This is a genomic window from Sporosarcina sp. Marseille-Q4943 (genome assembly GCF_943736995.1).
GTDB lineage: Bacteria > Bacillota > Bacilli > Bacillales_A > Planococcaceae > Sporosarcina.
Genome location: NZ_OX031157.1, coordinates 1,026,720 through 1,048,584 on the forward strand (window position 1 = coordinate 1,026,720; position 21,865 = coordinate 1,048,584).

The window sequence follows — 21,865 nt, forward strand, 5'->3', positions numbered from 1 at the left end:
ATAAAACATCACCCGCTTTCTGAAAGTTGTTTTCATCATAACAAAACGATTATTCACGGTCAACAATTTTTTCATGCTTAGCAAACACTTTCCAGACGAGATAGACGCCATATCCGAAAACTACACCGATTGTATTCAAAATGATATCGTCAATATCTACACTTCGGCCAATGAAATACTGGGTGCTTTCAATGAAGCAAGTTACTCCTAAACCGATGAATGCGATTTTACCGAACGAACGCATCCTTTTCCACAAGAGTGGAATGAAAAATCCAATCGGAGAAAAAACGAACAGATTGCCGAGAAGATTCACAAGCGAAACGCTGCTCCAACCGCTCACATACTCATTCGCATGAAAGTAATTCGTGATCGTTCGGAATGGAATGATATTGACGCTCGATAGACGATCAAAAAAATAAACATCAAAAAAGAACTTTCCCGTACTCCCGTCGACACCCATATTCCACTTCGGAATAATCGTCTGGGAGGCGAGCCCGACTAAGTAGAGAATAAATAGGGCAAGTAGCAGCTCATGCAATTTGTCAACGGGCAGTTTTCTTCTTTTGACGATGACCGTGCGTATGAGTATGTAAACTGGAAGCGCAACAACCATATACGCTAGCATCTCGATGACATATGTACTAATTAACCACATAGCTCCTCCTTTTGACACCAATTTCTTCTTATAGAGCTTGACGATTTTATTAATGGAGATGTTCCAATCGATGTTTTCATCCGCAGAAAGTTATCGGTCATTTCCAGGATTTTATCGTTCATTTCCCACGTTTTATCGATCATTCTAGATGAGTTATCGGTCACTTTCACAACTTTATCGCCAACTCGTGATCTTTGCCCCATAACAAAAAGCCTCGACAGGCGCCTGCCTTCGAAGCTTTCCTTATTACAACAAGCAATCCTTCGGAATCCACCCAACTTCGCCAATGCTCGACTTCACTAATGTATATCCTTCGTTACGATCATCAGCGACAGAGACGGTTTCTCCTTTTTCAACAGATAAAAACGTTGTGCTTAAGTCGTTTTTACAATTGCCTTCATGAATAAATTCATTTTTTATCCACTGCTCAATGCCGAGATTCACATTTTCACATAACGTGAAATAATCTTCCTTTTGAAGGATGCGTAATTCATAGTTTGGGTAGGTGACCGTTCCTACACGTCCCGTTTCATCGACATGACTTCGAACAATCACTTTTTCTATCAATTCATCCACATATGTATAGGTGATGTCTTGTCCATCAATGATCAATGCATTCAACTGGCCGTCTCTTTTGATTTGATTGCCGCCGTCCAAAGCAATCACTCTCTTCTCCCGATCGATTATCGGACAATTTGAGCTGACAGTTTTCGCCCGATAATTGACGACTGGCCAATGCCCGACGATGACCGTCTTATCCGCCTGATGCCCTTTCTCGTAAAACGCCTGAGCATACAATGCGAATTCACGGCTCGTCTCCCTCCAATTCGGAATATCCTCCACACCCGCATGAATGATGATGAAGTCTTCTGTTTCATAGGCGATCGGCAGGCTATCCAGCCAATCTAGCACGTTACCGAAATGAATCCGATAAAACGCCCCAAGTTCCTGCAGCGTCGCGAACTCGTCGAGCGTCTTCCCCTGACGGTCGAGCATTTCATTCAAAATGGAATTCTTCCGCTGCTGCATATAGTTTTTAATGCCCTCGACATGATTGAATACATAATCGTGGACGACATCGCAATTCCCTTTCGTAATGAAAACCCGATCAGATTCAGCGCTCAGCTTTCTCGCAAACGCTACCGTCGACAAGCTGTCCGGCCCTTTTTCACAAAGGTCGCCGTTGATGAATAAATAATCTTCTGTCGTATAATTCACTTTCTCGAGCAATTGCTGAAACAATGGTAAGTTTGCATGAATATCTGACGTAATGATCATTCGCCTATTTTTCTCTAACTTTAATTTCCTTACTTCAATCATGGGGTAAATCCCCTCTTGAAGCACGATCCATTTGCTTTTCAATAAAATCTTTCAATACATGTGCAGCTACTACACAGTCGTTCAAGTCCGTCCATTCTTCCGGATTATGGCTTATTCCTTTTTTACTGCGGACGAACAGCATGGCTGCAGGAACTTCCCTCCCGATGACCATGGCATCGTGCCCCGCCCCACTTATCAATTCCATCGGTTCAATCCCGAACTTCGTCATGGAGTCCTTCAAACTTGTTTTGAGTGTGTTGTCGATCAGCAATGGTTCAACTGCTAGCATCCGTTGGTAAAAGACGTCTACATTATGTACTGCGCCTGCGTCTTCCGCAGCCTTTATGATCGCTTCTATTAATGCATCCCGTTTCTCTTCATGGATATCGCGTACATCCGTGGTCAACTCAACCTTTTGAGCGATGACATTCGTGCCATTCGGAAATACATTCATTTTGCCAATGGTCGCTACGGCCGTGTCACTGAATTGAATTGGCAACGTAGCAACTTCGCGAATAAATTCACCAGCCGCCAAGACGGCATCCTTACGGTCATCCATCGGAGTGTTTCCTGCATGCCCCGCTTCCCCTTCGAACGTGAAGGCTACCGATGCAGGTCCTGCGATTCCTTTTACAACACCAATGGGAAGGTCACTTCTTTCCAGTTTCTTGCCTTGCTCGATGTGAACTTCAACGAACAATTCCACTTCCTTCATTTCCCGCTTCGCTTCCCATACAGCGTCCAATGTACTCCCGTATTCTTGAATGACCGTTTCGAATGATTTACCTTCACTATCCTTCAATAAAACTGCATCTTTTTTATTCAAACGGCCTAGGACAGCATGGCTTCCCGTCAATCCCGTGCCAAACCGTGAACCTTCCTCATCCGAGAAAATAACAACTTCAAACGGCTTTTTCGGTTGAACCCCTGCCGCTTTCCACGCTTCCGCCACTTCCAATGCAACAATTACACCAAGTGGTCCGTCAAAATTTCCGCCATTAGGGACGCTATCAACGTGCGATCCTGATAAAATCGACTTCCCATCTGCCGTTCCCTCGAGTCTTCCGAAGACATTCCCTGCTCCATCTTCCGTAACTTGTAAACCCGCTTGTTCCATCCAGCCTTTCACCAATTGCTTTGCCTCTTTTTCCTCGGCTGAAAACCCTCGACGATTTACGCCACCTTCCGCTGTTTGACCTATGCTGGCTAGTTCGCTTAATCGCTCGGCAATTCTACTGCCATCGATTCCCCCATACGATAAGGATTCATCATAATTTGCGATTAGTTTGGCGAGAAAGCTATCTATTATTTTCATTCCCCTCGTCCCCTTCATTTCAGAATCATCAATATTCTCTATCAACAAATATATCATACTCTCGTATTACCTTGAAACACAAAATCCCACTTGGATATGCCAAGTGGGATTCTTGAAAAATCAATTGATATACAGCACACTCATACAGCTCATGACGAGCAGCAGCATAAAAAGGCTGACCAAATACCCGTCCACCTTACCGACACGAATAACTTTGTAGAAGCTTTCCCTTTTTTCACCCGTGAATCCCCTTGCTTCCATCGCGAATGCAGCCCTTTCCGCTTTCCGGACAGCACCCGCAAGCATCGGGAGAAGTATTTTCCGCATATGCAACAAGCGGTGAATCGCATTTTTCTCTTGCATCGCTCCTCTGAGACGATGGGCTTGCTGGATTTGCACAAACTCATCCTTCAGGACAGGCAGGAACTGATACCCGACCAAAATGCTGTACGCGATTTTCGGTGACAGCTTCATTTGCTGCATTAAGCTTAATATGAATGAAACTGGGTTTGTCGTCAACGCGAATAACAATGACAAGCTGGAGAACGCAAGGACTCGAAAACTTAGAGACAACGCATGGTTCAACTGGACTTCCGTAATATTGATCGACCAAATCGACAGGACGACTGGCCCTGACTTGTCTTCCGCAAACACAAGCGTCGTCCAAAAGTAGCCGAAAGCCATGACGAAAAACGGAATCATGAACAGAATCCACAGCTTCCAATCGATCCGGCTGAACAACAGCTGAATGACAAGCACACCGACCCACATAAGCAACGGCGTCCACGGATTGAAAAAGAATGCCATCGTCAACATGCAAACCGTGATGACAATGAACTTTGCAGAAGGGTTCATATTATGCAAAGCAGAGCTCATATTGCACCCATCCTTTCGGTTGAAGCAAATGATGTGCTGCTAGTAACTCTTCATCCTGCCATACTTGATCGGCATCAAACTTCCCTGTCAAAGCTCCATCCTTCATTACTAAAATTGAATCCGCTACTTGAAACGCAAACTCCATATCATGGGTGACGATCAAAAAGGTCGTCCCTTCCCTTGCCCGCTCGTCGATCAACCGGAACAGCTCCGCCATCGCTGCGGCGTCTTGCCCGGATGTCGGCTCATCCATTAAGATGATTTCCCTGCCATCGCAAAGCATAGAAGCGATGGCCACTCGTCTCTTTTGCCCATGGCTCACCGCAAAAGGATGTGCATGCGCAACTGCCTCCAAATGCAATCGATCGAGCAATTCTTCCACACGAGCGCCGCCACCGAACGCAACTTCATCCCGAACTGTTTTCGTCACGAATAAAAACTCCGGTGATTGGGGGACATACCCTAAATTAGAAGGTCGCACTGTTCCATTCGCAGGAATCAATTTGCATAATGCTTTCAGCAAAGTCGATTTGCCGCTTCCGTTCGGTCCGGCAAGAATCGCAACTTCGCCCCGGTTCAATGTGAAGGAAACATCTTTTAGAAATGACTCTGTGCCGACTTTAGCCACTTCCAATGACTGAAGTTCCTGTTTGCTGCTAAGCCTTCTCGTCATCTGTCCCGCATCATTTATTCGCTCCAACTGAATTTCACGATCGAAAAAGTCGCCCCATAAATCGAGCTGATGCTCAATTGCTAAGATCGTCAGAGACCGTTTCTTCTGAAGCTCATCCAGCCAATCGATGAACTGCTTCGAAGTATATGGATCCAAATGGGAGATCGGTTCATCGAGGAGAAGGACTTCCGGCTCCATGATCAATGCACACGCTGTCGCAATCCGCTGCTTTTCCCCGCCGGACAGCTGTTGAATGACGGAATAACGGAAATCGGTCAATCCCGTCAGCTCCAGCACATCTCTGATCCTTCCATCCATTTCATCCCGATCCACGTTCAAGTTTTCAAGCGTAAAGGCAAGCTCCTCTTCGACAGTCTGCATGCAAAACTGTGCATCCGGATCTTGAAAAACCGTCGCAATCCGGTGATTCACTTCTCCAGGTGAATAGGACTGGCTTTCTTTATTGAATAATGAAACGGTGCCCTTGACGATGCCATCGCAGTTTTCCGGATACAACCGGTTGCATAAATAAAGCAATGTCGTCTTGCCGCTCCCGCTAGGCCCCGTAATGACGACTCTTTCCCCACGATTGATTGACAGTGATAGATCTTCCAAAATCCATTCCTCATCATCAGGATAGCGAAAACTTACGTTATCGAACCGGATCACTTCAGGCACGGGCCTCACCTTTCTTCACACGCGTAATCTCATATCCACGGAGCGATCCTGAAGCGAGCAATCCATCGACGACCATTTTACCGCCAATGCCTGCAATGACTGCTCCGCTGACAATCCGGATGCCAAGCATGAGCATTACATAGCCTGTGCTGAACACCGCGAATCCGCCTAAGAAGTAGCCATAGATGAAGCTGAATACCGAGGACCCGGCCCCCGCCAACATCAATACCCATAAATCAAAACGCCGATAGCGCGTCGCAGCGAAAGCCGCCTCAGCGCCTAATCCCTGTATGACACCAACAAGTATCAAACGCGGACCGATTGCATTCCCTAACAGTACCTCAACGGCAGCGGCAATCGTTTCCGAAATGACAGCCGCGCCAGGTTTCCGGATAATGTACATGCAAATGATCGACACGATGAACCAAATGCCGAACATCCATTCATAAGCGATCGGACCAATGAACCCCGACCATATATTCCCCACATGCAGAAACAGCAAATAGACAATCCCGAACACGACTGAAAACAACGACATGAGAACAACTTCTTTCAACTTCCATGACTTGAGCATTTTACAGTCCTCCATGCGACGGACTGTTGATGCTCATCGAGACGGTCATGACGAGATGCCTATGCTCTTCCGAACGCGCATTGCTAAACGCTTCTTCGTAAAATGCAAACACGTCATGGATATCCCCGTGAATACCGCTTGCATAATGCATTGATTCATTAAACACGCCTTGCTCCTTCGCCCGGTCCACTTCGCGATAAATGATGTCCATATACGCCGGATTATTCATCGGATACAGCGCAAATTGGGAGGAGACATATTGCTTCGTCGCATCCGTATTCGCGATCTTCTCCCCTTTATCCAAATACACGTCTCCCGCTGTATCACCTGGGCAACCAGCCGAAAACGTCCCAGATAACGCAATATGTTTGCCCGTTTTCGCAGCATGTAATGTAATCGCCTTTGCCACGTTAAAGACATGGACCTGTTTGCCCCGAATGACGGTCGATACATCATCCGTATGCATCCACACATTTGACGTATCCGTTTGTTCCAATGCTCCTTTAATTACACTTACAAAATCATCTGCCATCGGATACAACGAAAAACGAAATCCGACGATTGGACTTAATCCACAGTTCATTTCCTTCGACCTCCAATAAAAATTCCATAAAAAAAACTACATCCCGGAAGATGTAGTACTTCTCCAATATGAAACAATCGGAAAGCCACTACACTTCCCCACGCAGGTATTATCCTGATCGGGTCATAAGGGATCGGAGCCATTGCTCGCATCTCAGCCAATATTGGGCACCCCTAGTGCAGAAACGGTATGTAGTTGAATTCTATGCTGCCATTAGTATAGACGAAGAATTTTTTATTGTAAATGAAATCTGGCAAACTCATACTTTCGTCCGTATGGTATAGAAACTCTAGTGCAGATACGCATAAAGTTGTTTATTCACGCATAAATCCAAGCTTTGGCGCATAAAATCGAATACTTACGCATAACCAGCAGGAAAAGCTCATAAACCGCCAAATAGACGCATAAAACGATTTATTCACGCATAACTGCACCATTCACTACACCTTCCTGCTCAGTTTCACTTCAAATTCCGGATGCGTCACATATTCTTGGTACTCCACATTCCCGTCAAACTTGAAATACTCTTCAATGCGAGCGCGAATCGCAGGTTGTGTAATATACGCAAGCACTTCTTCCTTAGGAACCCACTTGCAATCCGACGTCTCATCGGACGTGCACAGCTCCCCGCCGACCGGCTTGCACGCAAAGTCGAACATCACCTTCGTCGGGACGTCCGTCACTCCGTCGTACCATTTATAGATGGCCGAGTTCGTGTACACCCCAATCAGGTGGGACACTTCCACATCAATGCCGCTTTCCTCTTTCACTTCCCGGATCACCCCATCTATCAGGTTCTCTCCGATTTCGACCTGTCCACCCGGAAACACCCATCCGCCATGATGCGTTTTAACGATTAATAGTTTCCCTTCCCTGTCTTCAACGAGTGCCCCACAGGCTACAATATGCGTAGGCATTGCCATTGTCCCCATCCCCTTTTCTTCAAATAAACCTTCCCTTTTCAATTCTAGCAATCTTCGGATAATAATGAAAGTTACAAAAAAATCCACCTCCTGCTTTTAAGGGCAAGAGGTGGATAATGATTCAACTCTCGACTGGGGAGAGGTAATAAGCATCCAATTCCTTATAATATTTATTCATGGATGATGGCGAAACATCGAACCACTCAGCGATTTCTTTCAATGTCATAGAAAGCGGCTCAATAAACGAATGCTCTTGACCGAATCGGATCGCACCAGCTGCGATTGCTGTTTCTTTACGGGCATTCGGTTGCTGTTCCACTAAAAAGTCTTCAACGATATCCAATAATTTTGTTGTAGTACGGTCATGTTGTTCGAGGAAAGCCATGACATCGAGCAAAACGGTTGCCTCAAATTCAGTGAATTCCCCGCCTTGATATCCGTTTTGACCAAGCAACATCCAGAAATTCATGGCGTTTTCCTTTAAGAATGCACTGATATCTTGCTCTTCGCCTGATGCAAATTGATTTGCAAATTCCTTGATCACTTCTGTATGATCTGTCGGGAAAAAGATGAGGCTCGATACGGCCAAATACTGACTTTCCACTCCTGTACCGTCAGGCAGCATGAAACAGAATAAGTGTACACCTACTGGAACCGGCTTCTCGCTTTCCCGTCGTAACCGGATCACTTCGCCGTTAAAGATTGATTTCACCGTAATGTAGCTATCTTCAACGTCAATCACTTCCCCGATGATCGCTTCGGGTTGCCGCCATGTGTCGATGACTCGCAAAACGGAAGGACGCAACAGCTTTTTCTTCTGTTTGTCCAAGTATCCGGTCCAAATGTCCGGTCGATGATGGAAAAAGAATTCATCCAAACAAATCGCTTCAATCATCTCTTCTTCGGGCAAATATGTATTCAAAGAACGTTTCCATTGATTCGCCAGTTCCAAGTAATCCGGGATGTCTTTCCGCTCCGGATACACATCATAAAATGTCTGCAATATCCCTTCCAATTCTTCCATTTGAACCATTTCCACAGAAACAGCCTGTTTCGACTGACAGCATTTCTTATATTTCTTTCCACTACCACAAGGGCATGGATCATTTCGTCCAATCATTTACAACACTTCCCTTACCTAATTTACAACTCTTCCATTTTACCATTTATCTGGCCTTTTCGAAACGGTTCCAATTTCTTGTTTTGGCTTCTCAACTGAATCTTTAGGCCGTTGGAGATGGATTAATATCCTCGGAAATGAAAAGAGCCAATCGCCTGAGCGGTTGACTCTTTTCGTTTGAGTTGAATTTAACAAAGCACGACAATCTCATAAGGTGTCGTTTGCGCTGGAATGCTTCTCGTCGAAGCACCGTAGATGACAACCAGATCTCGATTTGCGGGATTGCCAGTAAACTCTTGCCCGTTTTCGAGAACGATTTCTGTTTGCCCCGAGAGATTCAATTTCAAATTGCCGTCACTGCTTATTAATTGGCTGTTAAAGAAACTCACTTTCACAAAGTAATTCGGATTATCCTTCGCCATGACAATTGCCCGGTATTGCGGAGGGTAAATTAACGGCACTGGCGCGTCCGCATCAAGGAATCCTGTTACAAAATCTCCGACCTTCACCTTGACATGTTCCACAAAGTAAGTTGTAGGCTCGACAACAAAATTCACAATTGTACCATCCCTGTCCATCAATGAAAATAATTTGTAGCAACCTGATTGCGGATCGTTTTGCACAATCGGAAAGTCGTCGATCCTTGTCACTCTGCCGCTAGCAGATAGAAAGTTCGTCAATTGCATACCTCCATCACGATTAGAACGTTCGATACATTGTATGCATCTTCATTACAAAGTGATGGCTTAAAGCGAACATTTCAGTTTCCGCGACTTTTTTTAATCAATCCGGTTCTCACTCATCAATTCACTGACCGTCCCGAGCTGAAGGCCTTTCGCTTTTATTTCAGCAATCATTGCTCCTAGCCCTTGAGCGACTGGTTCAGTTGGATGCATGAGGATCATTGAGCCGTTTTCCACTTTTGAGACGACACGCCTCACCATTTCGGAAGGTTCGGGCTTCCTCCAATCGACTGTATCGACCGTCCATAAGATTGTTTTCATATTGAGCTCGTCGGCGACATCGACAGTTTGCTGGTTGAAACTTCCGCTCGGCGGGGCAAACCACTTCGGCTTGAATCCAATCGTTTCCTCGATGACATCATTCGTTTTTGAGATTTCCTCCATCGTCTCGGCTCGGGAACGTTTCTGCAAGTCTGGGTGACTGTACGCGTGATTGCCGATTTCATGGCCTTTTTTGTGAATCATCATTGCCAGATCCGGATTCTTTTTCACCCAACTGCCATCGAAGAAAAATGTCGCTTTTACTTGATGTTCATCCAAGATTTTTAGAATGGGAGGAATAAATTCATTTCCCCACGCGACATTGATGTTTAAGGAGACCATCGGCTTCTCCGGATTTCCCCTAAAGATTGGCTGAGGCTCCAAGTCGTCCAAATGAACTGCGGGCGGCACTTCCTCAAAGACGAGCTTCGATTCGTCAAATTTCCCCGCCTTCTTCATCTTTGCATAACTCGCTTTAACATCGACACGCAATCCATTGTACCCCGGCATCGCCTTCCAAACCGTGTCCACCTTCGCATCAACCGGCTTGATTTCATGCTGCTCACTGTAGGATTCGATCTCTTGATACAGCGCTTCATTTTTCACAGCGTTTTTCATAGTTGAGTCATGGAACATAGCAGTGCGTGGAACCGTAAAGCTTCCTAACGTTACTAAGAACGCCCCAACGAGCAATAAATACTTCATGGCACGCATTTCCCCAGGCAACATCGCAAGTCCTCCATTTGAATTATGTTGGCTTTACGATTCCCCTTCGCTTCGGAACTATACTTGGGTCGATGTCTAGCGCACATCTTTTTCGATTGTGATAATCCTCTCGATAACCCTATCCACTTCACTGCTATCTTTGATTACGAATAAATAATCTGCTTCTCCCTCAACTGGATCCACTACATCTCCCTGCAACGAGTCTGCATTTTGCCGATTGAGCACCTGTTCAAAATTGGATGCGCTTCTGAATATATTCGTATTCCGTTGACTGTTCAAAACGCGAGCTTGAAGAACATGGTCCGGCAAATCAAAGTGGACAAGGATGCGAATAAATTCATCTTCGGGAAACAACTGTTCAAGCAAATACGCTCGACCTTTCCGACTTCGATTTGAATTACATAAGATCAAATGACAGTCACTATGTACTTTCGTGTAATCGACAATCAGCTGGGAAATGGCATGCTTCAGCGTATTCGGCCCTGTTCTCGGTTGTAAGTTTTTATAGTATGTGTTGATGAATGCCCCATGATTATCTTGATCCATCACTATCGAGTTCTCGAGCTTCTGCTCCAAAGCCCTTGCAAATGTCGTTTTTCCGCTATGCGTCTTGCCAACTGTAATAATCACTAACCTTTTCATCGTCGCATCTCCTATCCTTACAATCTGCGAAAGAATTATTCGCGAACGAACAGAATGAATCCGAGCAAATTACTCATCCTACTGGCACCGATCCTGAAAAAAAGGAGTTGTAAACCAATGAAAAATATCGTTATGGCACTTGGACTTTTGATGTCCGTTTACACAGCAATAACACATATCCCCATCGGCATACCCGCACAAGCTGAAATTCCGTCTTACGCCAAATGGGGAGTGCTTGCGGTAAAGGAGACTAAACAAAAATACCCCGATGCAAAAATTATTGACTACTTGCATATCGGGAGCGAAACAAAAGACGATACAACAATTGAAAAGTTCAAGCTATGGTTAAAAGACGACCGCCGCGAATTTGGCGTCTTCGTCAACATCACATTCACAACCAAAACCGGTGAATTGATCAAAATCGACTTCCAGGAAACCGATAGATAAATGCGGTTTAAGGCGGTGCCTGTGCAGTAAACAATTCCGCCTATTCACTACAATTGAATAACCTAATGAATAAAACCTCGGGTTAATAATGTTTTATAATAGAACTACATCATATATATGCGAAGTAATGAATAGTCATAAATGTACCATGCACAGGCACCGACACAATTCCGACAATTTACCAGCCGTTGACGAAGTAGCCGATTGCTTCGAGTTCATCTTCGTTTAAGTCCCGTTGTAGGTTGTCGGACATTTCTTGGTGGATGGCGTTTTCGTCTCCTGCATTTTTTTGCGTGAGCAAAGCTGCGTTTTTCAGCAGTTGCAAAAATGAATGGAATGCGTCTTTCGTTAAAGGGCCTGGATGATGGGAGAGGAAGTAAGTATCCGCATCGTATTTTTCCAATCGTTGAATGAGCTTCAGCATTTTTTCTACAGTGTAATTCCACTTTTCCGCATACAGATTCGCATAAAGGCAATCTCCTACAAATAGAGCCTTTTCCTCGGGGATGAAGGCGACGCAAGAATCACTTGAGTGGTCGCCGCCGACGTGTTCGATTTCACAAGTTACGCTGCCTAAATGCACTGTCATCCGATCTTCGAATGTTAACGTCGGAAGATGAATTTGGATGTTCCGATCATTCCCGAATTCTTTCTTCATTGCGTCCGCACAAAATGGGATTTCCGTACCTTCCTCCACCCGTTGATCCAAATCTTTGTCTTCCCAGGAAAGGGGCTGCATCTCTTTAATTTTGCCGTATGTCTCCTTACACGAAATACTCGGCACGGCAATTTCACGCATGCCGAAGACATGGTCCCAATGCCAATGGGTGAGGGCAAGCAGGTCTGCTTGAATCCCAATTTCCCTGAGCTGCTGTAAAAACAGCTTGGCGTGCTGCGATGAATTCCCTGCGTCAATAAGCAACGTCTTTTCTTCGCCGACTACCGCCCCTAGTATCGGGCGGTCCGTCTCTTGAACAGGTGGTAAGTAATAAAGGCGGTCGGATATTTTCGTTAGTTTTTGCATTATTTTTCTCCTAACTTCATAGCAGTTTCTATTATTGCGCGTTTTCTTTTTCCCATCTTTCAATTTCAGCTTTGACGATTGGCGCAACCTCTGTCCCTAGCAATTCAATCGCCTTCATGACATCCTCATGCGGCATGGAACCGACAGGAACGTGGAGCATGAACCGTTCAACTCCGACATTTTTTCGGAGGTAGATGATCTTTTCTGCGACTGTTGCCGCGTCTCCTACATACATGGCCCCTTCCAAGCTGCTTGCAGCCTCGAATGTATTTCGTGTGTAAGGTCCCCACCCGCGTTCCTTCCCTAACACATTCATCACTTGTGCAGTTGGTGGGAAGAATTTATCCTTTGCGATGGCAGTCGTCTCCCCGACGAAGCCATGGGAATGGGATGCAATCTTTAGCTTCGATACGTCATGCCCCGCCCTTTCAGCCGCTCGTTTATATAACTCGACAATCGGCGCAAACTGCAACGGACTGCCGCCAATGATTGCAAGTACAAGAGGCAGCCCGAGAACGCCAGCACGCACAGCGGACTGCGGGGTTCCTCCGCTTGCAATCCAAATCGGCAAACGGTCTTGTTCAGGTCGTGGATACACGCCTAAATTCGGAATGGATGGACGATGTTTCCCATTCCATGTGACCTTTTCGGATTCATTTATTTTCAATAATAATTCCAGCTTCTCATCAAATAATTCATTATAATCCTGAAGATCGTAGCCGAATAGAGGAAATGATTCGATGAATGATCCCCTGCCCGCCATAATTTCCGCGCGACCGTTTGAAATGGCGTCGACCGTCGCAAATTGCTGGTAGAGACGTACCGGGTCATCGGAGGACAAAACGGAGACGGCACTCGTCAGTTTAATCCGGCTTGTCCGTGCAGCTGCTGCAGCAAGCAGAACGGCAGGCGCCGAGCAGGCAAAATCTTCGCGGTGATGCTCCCCTACTCCGAATACATCCAGTCCGACTTTATCCGCCAAGACGATTTCTTCCACGACTTCACGGATCCGCTCCGCATGGCTTACGACTTTACCCGTTTCCACATCCGGCGTCGTTTCCACGAATGTTGTTATACCTATTTCCATCGTCATTTCCTCCTAAAGTGAACAATCGCTTTTGTATCTATTGTATACCAACTTTAACGTAACAGCCGTTTGGAAGCTTTTTTCGGCGCCTGTTCAGCACACTATTCTGACTATACACTACAATTGCATAATAGAAATACAGGACACAGATCACACAAGCTTCCGATCAACTTGATAATGAGTTTATATTCAATTTGATGAATTGTCATAAATGTGTCTTGCACAGGCACCGACACAATTTGGGCTCTGTTTCAATGACGTTGAATGCATAATGAAAAGCTGACGAACCTCTGCGTGGGTTGTCAGCTTTTTATTTGAACCAAAGATTTCAAATATCCAAGTTGTGATAAGCATAATGCCACGCCTAACAGAATAAAGTGGAATAGATTGAATTTATCCAGGTAAAGGAGTGAGCGAGTGGCTAAATGCAAGAAATGTGGTGCAGACAAATCAGAGTGCAAGAATTGTAAAAAATGCAATTGATCATAGTTAGCGGTTATTCGTGAAGAAAATAATTGAAATGCCTTCGTTCCCAATTGGGAACTTTTTTTGCTTCCAAGCTCCCTCATTCACTTTGGAATATAGCGTTTAAAACTCACTGATGTTACCTCATATCCGTTGCCCGTCCAATCGTACGACAGTTTCAAGTCCCCAATTAAACCTCCAATGGTAATGAATACGGGAACATCCGCAACAATTTTATTTTCCTCAACTGAATAATCCACTTGGTCTCCATCAATCGATACATCCGTTGAGGAAGGTTTAACGGTAGTATAGTGAAATGGTTTGACGTTTATGTTATACACTTTTTGTTTTGTTGCAATTGTCACGATGTCTCCCTTTTTTTCCATCTTTACTAATCGTTTAACCGCGACAGCCGCCGGTTCAACTGTAACTTCTTTATAATCTGAAGATCCATCGTGTTGCAGTACATGAATGGGATCTTGGTAACTGTCCAACACAATAATAATATCCTTGAATTTATCGTTATTTAAATCCTCTCGGAACAGATAGGTATCATACTTACCGCTTTCCCATGTCGGAAAATGAAAAAGACTTCCATCTCTATCACCGATCTGAACGGTGAAATTGCGAAATGTCATCCAGTTAATCCTATCAGCCATCAAATAAACATTCTCATACCATCTGTCGGTTTGAATGCTATTGACGACCACTCGATCAACTGCATGAACATCCTTCTGAAATAAAGGGAAAGCCGTACAAATAGTGATGAGAACAATGAATCGTCTTTTCATTGAAAATCCGCCTTTTATTGTTAAGATTCCCTGTATTTTTACTAAGATACGTATTGTCTCGTAACTGTTGCTTACAGGACAATGCGTATTATTCCTTCGCAACTTCAATTGTCGCCGAAATCTCAATGCCATTCAACGCCTGGGCTGCAAGCCGATCTGCCTCGGCATTCTTTTTGCGCGATACCAACTCATATTCCGGCCGAATGCCAAGCTCTTTCAATTTCGATTCGATTCTGTCCGCCCAACTGAACAGGTTCTCTTCGATGACGGGCCATTCCTCGCTCAAATGATTGATGACGACACGGGAATCCCCGATGAATCGCACGGAAAGGTCATGTACATTCAACAGCTCCAACTCCTGCAAGCAAAAATGAAGTGCTGCATATTCAGCCTCGTTATTTGATATGAGCTCTGAAACGGCTGCGTTTCTCCTTAGGCGGTACGACTTTCCGTTTTGATCGTAATAAATGACACAGCCTAAACCGGCTGCCTTCGTTGTCAGGTCGAATCCCCCATCAAAATAAACAGTTATATTATGCGGTTCCGTTTCGATCCCTTTCAAGTAGCCCTTCATTTCCTTAACCGTCCACGAGCTATCGAATCGGTCAATGAACAGCACTTGTTTAGCACGGCCCATCCTCTCTAAATCCTCCGCAATCCGGATAGCTTGTTCCGCCGGCATTTCATCTGAACGAAAGTTTGTTTCCAGTCCCTTCGGTGATTTATAAATCCATTCCACTGTGACGTTCATGGCTACACCTCCAGTTGTAATCTTTGTTGCATGCAATAATAGGTACCTCAGTAGGTGCCTGTGCAGCAAACTATTCAGACTATACACTACAATTGTATAATAAAAATAAGGAAACCGACCGATTTAATAACCGATAAGCTTCCTTTCGTGTTTTTATACAAACAGATGAATTGTCATAAATGTGTGTTACACAGGCACCCACACAATTCGGAAGGATGTGTTTATGGTGGTTTCCCCTTTATCTTTTAATGCTTCCTGAAACGAGTATGGAGCCCGCAATGACAATGATTGCACCTATGACAAATTGTAAATTGACCGCCGTACCGATAAAGACAATTTCGGTTAAGATCGCCCAAAACACATACGTATTGTTCAGTGATTGTCCCCTGGCAGCTCCGATTAAATCAATTGACGAATAATATAAGGAATAATTAAGAGTTCCTAATAGCCCGGCGATGACGATGACCCATACGATGCTCGATGTCGCCGCTTCAAATACTAAAGGATAGCCATGCAGCAATGGCACGAGTATGATTCCATAACTGAATGCGGATGTAATTTGCCTTATATTAATCGCGTATAGCGGGACGACTTCCTTACCTCTCATCCCCCAAGCGCCGATTACACCTTCAAGCCCCCAAAAGATGGCGGCCCCTAATGAAAACAAGATTCCGATGAAAAAGGTGCTTTCTGCGTCAAATTTTGTTGGCACATATGCCAGTATAATGACCCCGATAATACTCAACACAACACCGGACCATGTTTTTTTATTCATTTTTTCCTTCAAAAAGAAGTATGCGAGCACGGCTCCTATGCCAGGAAATATAGAAGCAATACTTGCCGCATACGTTACACCGGCATATTGAATCCCAAGGAAATAAAAACTCATTGCCAAAGGTCCGCCCGCCAATGCACCTAACACTAAAATAGCGCCACTCTTCGTTTTATAAAGCTTCAAGACATTTATAAATTCGCCCTTAATAATCATCAACAACGAGATCCAAATTGAAGAGAAAAAGTCATGCATGAACGCAGCAATTATTGGAGCAATTATTACAGCCTCTTTAAATGGTGTGCTCGCAATAATAATGCCAATAATGACTGTATCTACACCCCATGCAATTGCGGACGTAGCCCCTAAACTTATACCTTTAGCACTTTTTTTCATCAGCTTTACCTCTTCTCGATAATCATTTTTTGTTGTTAAATGATTGCCTTCTATCGGTATAGTTTTTCCCATTGCAGCGAAAATACACATGAAAAATGCGACCCATGATTTTCCCTATTTCGCCTGACTGGTGCCTGTGCAGAGAACAATTCAGACTATACACTACAATTGCATAATAAAAATAAGGAAACCATCCGATTCAATGATCGGCTAGTTTCCTTACGAATATTTATACAAAAGATTGAATTGTCATAAATGCGCCTTGCACAGGCACCGAAGTCTCTGGCACCGAAGTCTCTGGCACCGAAGTCTCTAATTTTCCGGCTTGAAAAGTTTTGAGATTGCCGAAAACAGGCCTTTCTTTTTGCTGTTTTGAGGCTTTTCAACATTCGGTGTTTCCCTTTTTACGTAAATTTCTTCTTTGTCAATAGCATGGTCGTATGCGAGGATGATACCAATTTCGGAATCATGATTTTTATTTGTGACAAATGTATAAGGCACATCATACTTGGAAGCAATTTTGGTATATTTTAAAAGCACTTTATAGTGTATATGTCCATTCAGATAAAGACGAGCTTCTCTGTTTTCCTTTATCGCGTCCTCGACTTGTTCATAAATGCCTCTTTCTCTTACTTGTTCTTTTGTAAGCGCGATGACAATCCGTTCACGAATTGTTCCAAGAAATTTCCGCCGTTCGTCTGGCTTTGTTTCTCTAGATCCATGAATTCCTTGCTGAATATAGTCATCAATATTACCAGACACCTCAACCTCACCTGCCGAATTTAAATATTTTTCCTTAAACAAAAAGACAGCTACTAGAGCTGCCATTCTGTATATATTATAGAGTTACGCGAGTGCCTGTTTTGCCTTCGAGTGCGTCTTGAAGTTTGTCCATTGAAGTGATAACGACGTTTTTGCCGCCTTTTTCCAAGAACATGATCGCTGCTTCGATTTTCGGACCCATGCTTCCTTTAGGGAAGTGGCCTTCATCCATGTAGCGAAGTGCTTCTTCAACAGTCATTTCGAACAGGTTCTCTTGTTGTGGAGTACCGAAGTTGATTGCTACTTGCTCAACGCCAGTTAGGATGAACAAGTAATCAGCGTTGATTTCTGCAGCTAATAGTGCGCTTGCGAAGTCTTTATCGATAACAGCGTCTGTACCTTTTAACATGCCGTTTTCTTCGACAACAGGGATTCCGCCGCCGCCAGCTGTGATAACAATGATCTCTTTATCAAGTAGAGCTTGGATAGCATCTTTCTCAACGATTGTAACTGGTTTTGGAGAAGCAACGACGCGTCTGTATCCACGTCCGCTGTCCTCGATGTAATCGATTTTTTCTGTTTCAAGAACTTTGTCCAACTCTTCTTGTGTGTAGAATGGACCGATCGGTTTTGTCGGGTTAGCGAATGCTGGATCTTCTTGGGAAACAACAGATTGTGTAACGATTGTCGCAACAGGTCGTTGGATGTTGCGCTCAACCATTTTGTTTCTGAATGCTTGCTGAATCAAGTAACCAAGGTTACCTTGTGTTTCAGCGTCCAACACGTCTAGTGGGAAAGCAGGAACGACAGATTCCGCCATTTGGTTTTTAATTAATGAATTTCCTACTTGTGGACCGTTACCGTGTGTAATGACAACTGTGTTTCCTTGTTCGATCAGATCAAGAACAGGTTCGCAGCTCTCATTGATATTGTGCATTTGCTCTTCAAGTGTTCCTTTTTGGCCTTCTTTGATGATTGCGTTACCGCCGATGGCTAAAACGATTTTTTTACTCATCGATAACTCTCCTTTAATTAAGAAAAATAAACTACATTTGCAAGTCCAACTGTTGGAGTAAAATGAAACCTCTTCATTTTATCACAGAAAAGAGGAGAGGAACTAGCTACAAACCATCCCTCTCCACATGAATCCATTATTCCGCAGCTTCGATTAGTCCAAGCTTCACTGCGTAAGCATCGATCGCTTTTTCAAAAGCAGCTAATGGAGCACGAACAGTACCTGCACCGATTTGGCCCACGCCAGCTTCTTTGTGAGCGATACCCGTGTTGATAATCGGTTCGATTCCAGTTTCAACAACTTTTCTAGCGTCGATTCCTAGGCAAGAACCTTTGAAGTCCCATGTAGGAATTGAGAAGTTCGGGTTGTGATCGATACAAATATCCATCATATCATTACTTGTGTTAACTGCATCGTCCATACCACCAGCGCCTACGAAGCGTGTAACACCAGGAGCAGCGATCATTGCAAATCCACCAACACCGAATGTTTCAGTGATTGCACTGTCACCCATGTCTTTACAAGCCATATCTTGATCGTATCCTGTGAAGAATAGACCTTGTGGCGTGTTAACTGGCGCTGTGAACCATTGGTCACCCATGCCTGCAATACGGATTCCGAACTCATGTCCGTTACGGCACATTGCTGTTACTACTGTACCATGTTGGATTTGTCTAGCTGAGTCCATAACCGCTTTCGTTGAAGCCATCGCAATGTTCAAGAAGTACTGATCCGTATCAGCTAGGAATTGGATAACGTCTTGCTTGTCTTTTTCGTCTACATCCGTTTGTAGAATGTAAGGAACGATGTCTTTCAAGAAAATAAGTGAACCAGCAATATTACGTTGGTGGAATTCGTCACCCATTGTAATTGCTCTAGCCATCATAACGTTTACGTTAAGGCCGTCACCTTTAATGTGAAGAGCTTTGGATAGTGTTGGTCCAAGAACATCTCTGAACCAGTTTAGACGGTTGATTACTTCTTCAGAGTAAGCACCGAAACGAAGTACTGCACCAATTCCTTCGTTCATCGTGCAATATGCGCGGTTTCCGCCGTCACGGTTTTCAGCAACGAGAACCGGCATGCTTCCAGATGTGATTCCACCCATTGGCCCTACTGCGTTTACGTGGTGACAAGGAATGAATTCAACTTCTCCGTTTTCAAGCATAGCACGTGCTTCATCAGCATTCGTTGCCCAGCCTTCAAACAATGCAGCACCGATGCAAGATCCTTGCATTGGGCTCGTCATGTTTTCCCACTTAATAGGTGGTCCTGCATGAAGTAGTACTTTTCCGTTTAATTCTTCAATTACAGATTTAGCTGGAACTACATCAATTAAAAATGGTGCGCCCGATACTACTTTATCGATAACCGCTCGGTTTGCTTCATCAATTGTTTTAAATTGTCCGTACATTATGGTTTCCTCCTGAAAATTCAATATTTCTTAGAACCTTATCTGCGTTCAGCTCGAGCTTACTTAAGGAGGCTCAAGATTTTGCGAAGTCTTGGATTTCCTCCAGCAACTGGACGCCAGTCATATTGAACAACTCTGCCACCGGTAGCAGTGATCGATTCTGTGAATTTCTTCAATCCAACGTTAACTACGCTTGGTTTTTCATTCAATAGCTTCTCGATTGCTTCTGAAACTGTAAACTCAACAGTTGCAGTTTCTTTTGCTGGAACGACTTCTTTTGTACCTTCTTCAACTTGAATGCCAAGCATCGCTAAAGCAGTCAGAGTCGCTTGGTTGTTGCTATCGCGAATGATAACGCCAGCTTTTTCTAGTTTAGCTTTTTGCTCATCGATGTTTTGTGGATCTTGGTCAGTACCGCAAACAGTTGCAACGAAGTAGATGTTTCTGCCAGCTGCTTTTGTTTCGTTTTGGATTTTTTCGATGCCAGGGAGCAATGCGCCTGCCATATCGTCGTGTGCACCATATCCAAGAACAACGTCAAACAGGATAACTGCTGTTGATTCATCTTGTGCAGCTTTTTGGAAGAATTGAATTCTTGTATCCGGATCGATCATTGGGTGTGGTTTACCTTGCGTGTAAACGTCGTCACCAAGGTCGATTACTTCAAAGCCGTTTGCATTTAGAAGGTAGCCAGCTTGGTCATGGTCAGTTTCTCCAAGGTTCAAACCTCTGCTGATCAAAGTAGCTGCTTCATATCCAAGCGTTCCGCCGGAATATAGACCTTTGATTGTTTTTTGTTCAGGTTTCAAGTCTACTGCAGGTACTTCGTCTTCAAGGTGATTGTAATTTGGTTTGATCGGGTTGCCTTTTACGAGATCAACAGCAAGTGCTGCTGTTTCTTCAAGCGTGTTTGCATAGTACACATTTCCTTCATGGTTATGTGGCTCTTCTCCAAGGAAGATTGCAACAACCGGTTTAGAAATGCTGTGTAGCAAGCTTACAACTTCGTCACGAACTTCTTTTGCAGGTGGCTTAGAAATAAGTGTAATCACTTCTGTTTGGTTATGTTGTGCCAATGCTTTAAGGCCGTCCAACATTGTAATTGCACCGATTTTGTCAGAAAGGTCGCGGCCGCCCGTACCGATTGCGTGGCTCACACCTGCGCCTAGACGATCGATTTCAGTCGTAACTTCTTGGATACCTGTTCCGGAAGCTCCGATTACACCGATTTTGCCTGTTTTCACTACGTTTGCGAATGCAAGTGGAACACCGGAAACGATTACTGTACCAGCATCAGGACCCATGACGAGAAGACCTTTTTCATGAGCTTTTTCTTTAATGCGGCGCTCATCTTCAGTCGTAACGTTGTCACTGAAAATCATTACGTGCATATCTCTGTCTAGTGCTTTTTCCGCTTCTTCAGCAGCGTATTGGCCTGGTGTAGAGATGATTGCAATGTTTGCATCAGGAAGTGCATTCACAGCTTTGTCCCATGAGTTAACAGTTTCGAAAGATTCTTTACCAGCGCTGATCGCTTGGTTGCTTAGGTAGTTATCAACTTCATCAAGCACTTCTTGGATTTTCTCTTCTTGATCCGTGTCAAGAACGATACACATATCGTTTGATGCTGCGCCTTCAAGCTCTTCAGTGAAAAGGCCAGCAGTTTTGAAGATGTCTTTGTTAGCAGGCGTACCCATCATGACTTGAACTTTGTTAACGCCTTCCATTGTTGAAATTTTATTCGTGAGAAGCATTAGGTTAACTGAATCCTGGTATGAATTCTGTTTGACAATCGTATAAAGCATGTTTTCACGCACCTCTTTAGAATTTTTTTGTACTTGCTTTTTTGACA

The 21,865-nt window shown here is 44.3% G+C and carries 22 protein-coding genes and 1 riboswitch; of the genes, 1 reads left to right on the forward strand and 21 read right to left on the reverse strand.

What is annotated here, in order from left to right:
• Nucleotides 1-49: 49 nt before the first annotated feature.
• From NIT04_RS14160 to NIT04_RS14215, 12 genes are all read right to left on the reverse strand, one after another.
• Nucleotides 50-655, reverse strand: a complete 606-nt coding sequence (locus tag NIT04_RS14160; protein WP_252504183.1) for a VanZ family protein — start codon at nucleotides 653-655, stop codon at nucleotides 50-52.
• Nucleotides 656-901: 246 nt separating this feature from the next.
• Nucleotides 902-1,975 (reverse strand): metallophosphoesterase, encoded by a 1,074-nt coding sequence (locus NIT04_RS14165; RefSeq protein WP_252504184.1) that lies wholly within the window; start codon nucleotides 1,973-1,975, stop codon nucleotides 902-904.
• Nucleotides 1,968-3,290, reverse strand: coding sequence for a Zn-dependent hydrolase (locus tag NIT04_RS14170; RefSeq protein ID WP_252504185.1), 1,323 nt, complete (start codon nucleotides 3,288-3,290; stop codon nucleotides 1,968-1,970). Before NIT04_RS14170 ends, NIT04_RS14165 begins: the two co-directional genes overlap by 8 nt.
• 120 nt (nucleotides 3,291-3,410) lie before the next feature.
• Nucleotides 3,411-4,166, reverse strand: a complete 756-nt coding sequence (locus NIT04_RS14175) for an energy-coupling factor transporter transmembrane protein EcfT (protein WP_252504186.1) — start codon at nucleotides 4,164-4,166, stop codon at nucleotides 3,411-3,413.
• Nucleotides 4,147-5,517 carry an ABC transporter ATP-binding protein gene (locus tag NIT04_RS14180; RefSeq protein WP_252504187.1) on the reverse strand — a complete coding sequence of 457 codons (1,371 nt, stop codon included), beginning with the start codon at nucleotides 5,515-5,517 and terminating at the stop codon, nucleotides 4,147-4,149. The genes NIT04_RS14175 and NIT04_RS14180 overlap by 20 nt, the downstream gene beginning before the upstream one ends.
• Nucleotides 5,510-6,091 (reverse strand): ECF transporter S component, encoded by a 582-nt coding sequence (locus NIT04_RS14185; RefSeq protein WP_252504188.1) that lies wholly within the window; start codon nucleotides 6,089-6,091, stop codon nucleotides 5,510-5,512. The genes NIT04_RS14180 and NIT04_RS14185 overlap by 8 nt, the downstream gene beginning before the upstream one ends.
• Before the next feature lies 1 nt (nucleotide 6,092).
• Nucleotides 6,093-6,674, reverse strand: coding sequence for a Ykof family thiamine-binding protein (locus tag NIT04_RS14190; protein WP_252504189.1), 582 nt, complete (start codon nucleotides 6,672-6,674; stop codon nucleotides 6,093-6,095).
• Between the two features lie 78 nt (nucleotides 6,675-6,752).
• Nucleotides 6,753-6,859, reverse strand: a riboswitch (TPP riboswitch).
• 255 nt (nucleotides 6,860-7,114) lie between these two features.
• Nucleotides 7,115-7,597: an NUDIX hydrolase gene (locus NIT04_RS14195; protein WP_252504190.1), complete on the reverse strand. Its 483-nt coding sequence runs from the start codon at nucleotides 7,595-7,597 to the stop codon at nucleotides 7,115-7,117.
• Nucleotides 7,598-7,718: 121 nt separating this feature from the next.
• Nucleotides 7,719-8,717 carry a YecA family protein gene (locus NIT04_RS14200; protein WP_252504191.1) on the reverse strand — a complete coding sequence of 333 codons (999 nt, stop codon included), beginning with the start codon at nucleotides 8,715-8,717 and terminating at the stop codon, nucleotides 7,719-7,721.
• 188 nt (nucleotides 8,718-8,905) lie between these two features.
• Entirely contained in the window at nucleotides 8,906-9,397 is a 492-nt protein-coding gene (locus NIT04_RS14205) for a hypothetical protein (protein WP_252504192.1), read from the reverse strand.
• A gap of 99 nt (nucleotides 9,398-9,496) precedes the next feature.
• The gene (locus NIT04_RS14210) at nucleotides 9,497-10,450 is read right to left on the reverse strand and encodes a polysaccharide deacetylase family protein (protein WP_252504193.1); all 954 of its coding nucleotides are present in this window, start codon (nucleotides 10,448-10,450) and stop codon (nucleotides 9,497-9,499) included.
• A 72-nt stretch (nucleotides 10,451-10,522) separates the two neighbouring features.
• Complete coding sequence (locus NIT04_RS14215) at nucleotides 10,523-11,089, reverse strand: AAA family ATPase (protein WP_252504194.1); 567 nt, start codon at nucleotides 11,087-11,089, stop codon at nucleotides 10,523-10,525.
• 117 nt (nucleotides 11,090-11,206) lie between these two features.
• On the opposite strand from NIT04_RS14215, the gene NIT04_RS14220 reads away from it, so the two are divergent.
• A complete protein-coding gene (locus tag NIT04_RS14220) occupies nucleotides 11,207-11,536 on the forward strand; it encodes a DUF3889 domain-containing protein (protein ID WP_252504195.1) in 330 nt (109 codons plus the stop codon).
• 178 nt (nucleotides 11,537-11,714) lie between these two features.
• Here NIT04_RS14220 and NIT04_RS14225 read toward each other — a convergent pair whose 3' ends face one another.
• The 9 genes from NIT04_RS14225 to fdrA form a co-directional block, all read right to left on the reverse strand.
• On the reverse strand, nucleotides 11,715-12,560 hold the full coding sequence (locus NIT04_RS14225; RefSeq protein ID WP_252504196.1) for an MBL fold metallo-hydrolase: 846 nt from the start codon (nucleotides 12,558-12,560) through the stop codon (nucleotides 11,715-11,717).
• 31 nt (nucleotides 12,561-12,591) lie between these two features.
• Entirely contained in the window at nucleotides 12,592-13,647 is a 1,056-nt protein-coding gene (locus NIT04_RS14230; protein ID WP_252504197.1) for an LLM class flavin-dependent oxidoreductase, read from the reverse strand.
• 569 nt (nucleotides 13,648-14,216) lie between these two features.
• Nucleotides 14,217-14,903 carry a hypothetical protein gene (locus NIT04_RS14235; protein ID WP_252504198.1) on the reverse strand — a complete coding sequence of 229 codons (687 nt, stop codon included), beginning with the start codon at nucleotides 14,901-14,903 and terminating at the stop codon, nucleotides 14,217-14,219.
• Nucleotides 14,904-14,991: 88 nt separating this feature from the next.
• The gene (locus NIT04_RS14240; RefSeq protein WP_252504199.1) at nucleotides 14,992-15,654 is read right to left on the reverse strand and encodes a reverse transcriptase-like protein; all 663 of its coding nucleotides are present in this window, start codon (nucleotides 15,652-15,654) and stop codon (nucleotides 14,992-14,994) included.
• Nucleotides 15,655-15,892: 238 nt separating this feature from the next.
• Nucleotides 15,893-16,822, reverse strand: a complete 930-nt coding sequence (locus NIT04_RS14245) for a DMT family transporter (protein WP_252504200.1) — start codon at nucleotides 16,820-16,822, stop codon at nucleotides 15,893-15,895.
• 312 nt (nucleotides 16,823-17,134) lie between these two features.
• Nucleotides 17,135-17,626 carry a YueI family protein gene (locus tag NIT04_RS14250; protein ID WP_252504201.1) on the reverse strand — a complete coding sequence of 164 codons (492 nt, stop codon included), beginning with the start codon at nucleotides 17,624-17,626 and terminating at the stop codon, nucleotides 17,135-17,137.
• Nucleotides 17,627-17,660: 34 nt separating this feature from the next.
• Nucleotides 17,661-18,599 (reverse strand): carbamate kinase, encoded by a 939-nt coding sequence (arcC, locus tag NIT04_RS14255; RefSeq protein ID WP_252504202.1) that lies wholly within the window; start codon nucleotides 18,597-18,599, stop codon nucleotides 17,661-17,663.
• 136 nt (nucleotides 18,600-18,735) lie between these two features.
• Entirely contained in the window at nucleotides 18,736-20,013 is a 1,278-nt protein-coding gene (locus NIT04_RS14260) for a DUF1116 domain-containing protein (protein ID WP_252504203.1), read from the reverse strand.
• Nucleotides 20,014-20,072: 59 nt separating this feature from the next.
• A complete protein-coding gene (gene fdrA / locus NIT04_RS14265) occupies nucleotides 20,073-21,818 on the reverse strand; it encodes an acyl-CoA synthetase FdrA (RefSeq protein ID WP_252504204.1) in 1,746 nt (581 codons plus the stop codon).
• Between the last annotated feature and the right edge of the window lie 47 nt (nucleotides 21,819-21,865).

Excerpts from the sequence above, each read along its gene's own strand:
- arcC (WP_252504202.1), bottom strand. The coding sequence starts at position 18,599 with ATGAGTAAAAAAATCGTTTTAGCCATCGGCGGTAACGCAATCATCAAA.
- NIT04_RS14190 (WP_252504189.1), bottom strand. The coding sequence starts at position 6,674 with ATGAACTGTGGATTAAGTCCAATCGTCGGATTTCGTTTTTCGTTGTAT.
- NIT04_RS14200 (WP_252504191.1), bottom strand. The coding sequence starts at position 8,717 with ATGATTGGACGAAATGATCCATGCCCTTGTGGTAGTGGAAAGAAATAT.
- fdrA (WP_252504204.1), bottom strand. The coding sequence starts at position 21,818 with ATGCTTTATACGATTGTCAAACAGAATTCATACCAGGATTCAGTTAAC.
- NIT04_RS14245 (WP_252504200.1), bottom strand. The coding sequence starts at position 16,822 with ATGAAAAAAAGTGCTAAAGGTATAAGTTTAGGGGCTACGTCCGCAATT.
- NIT04_RS14210 (WP_252504193.1), bottom strand. The coding sequence starts at position 10,450 with ATGTTGCCTGGGGAAATGCGTGCCATGAAGTATTTATTGCTCGTTGGG.
- NIT04_RS14185 (WP_252504188.1), bottom strand. The coding sequence starts at position 6,091 with ATGCTCAAGTCATGGAAGTTGAAAGAAGTTGTTCTCATGTCGTTGTTT.
- NIT04_RS14260 (WP_252504203.1), bottom strand. The coding sequence starts at position 20,013 with ATGTACGGACAATTTAAAACAATTGATGAAGCAAACCGAGCGGTTATC.
- NIT04_RS14235 (WP_252504198.1), bottom strand. The coding sequence starts at position 14,903 with ATGAAAAGACGATTCATTGTTCTCATCACTATTTGTACGGCTTTCCCT.
- NIT04_RS14240 (WP_252504199.1), bottom strand. The coding sequence starts at position 15,654 with ATGAACGTCACAGTGGAATGGATTTATAAATCACCGAAGGGACTGGAA.
- NIT04_RS14160 (WP_252504183.1), bottom strand. The coding sequence starts at position 655 with ATGTGGTTAATTAGTACATATGTCATCGAGATGCTAGCGTATATGGTT.
- NIT04_RS14215 (WP_252504194.1), bottom strand. The coding sequence starts at position 11,089 with ATGAAAAGGTTAGTGATTATTACAGTTGGCAAGACGCATAGCGGAAAA.
- NIT04_RS14230 (WP_252504197.1), bottom strand. The coding sequence starts at position 13,647 with ATGGAAATAGGTATAACAACATTCGTGGAAACGACGCCGGATGTGGAA.
- NIT04_RS14165 (WP_252504184.1), bottom strand. The coding sequence starts at position 1,975 with ATGATTGAAGTAAGGAAATTAAAGTTAGAGAAAAATAGGCGAATGATC.
- NIT04_RS14175 (WP_252504186.1), bottom strand. The coding sequence starts at position 4,166 with ATGAGCTCTGCTTTGCATAATATGAACCCTTCTGCAAAGTTCATTGTC.
- NIT04_RS14170 (WP_252504185.1), bottom strand. The coding sequence starts at position 3,290 with ATGAAAATAATAGATAGCTTTCTCGCCAAACTAATCGCAAATTATGAT.
- NIT04_RS14195 (WP_252504190.1), bottom strand. The coding sequence starts at position 7,597 with ATGGCAATGCCTACGCATATTGTAGCCTGTGGGGCACTCGTTGAAGAC.
- NIT04_RS14225 (WP_252504196.1), bottom strand. The coding sequence starts at position 12,560 with ATGCAAAAACTAACGAAAATATCCGACCGCCTTTATTACTTACCACCT.
- NIT04_RS14220 (WP_252504195.1), top strand. The coding sequence starts at position 11,207 with ATGAAAAATATCGTTATGGCACTTGGACTTTTGATGTCCGTTTACACA.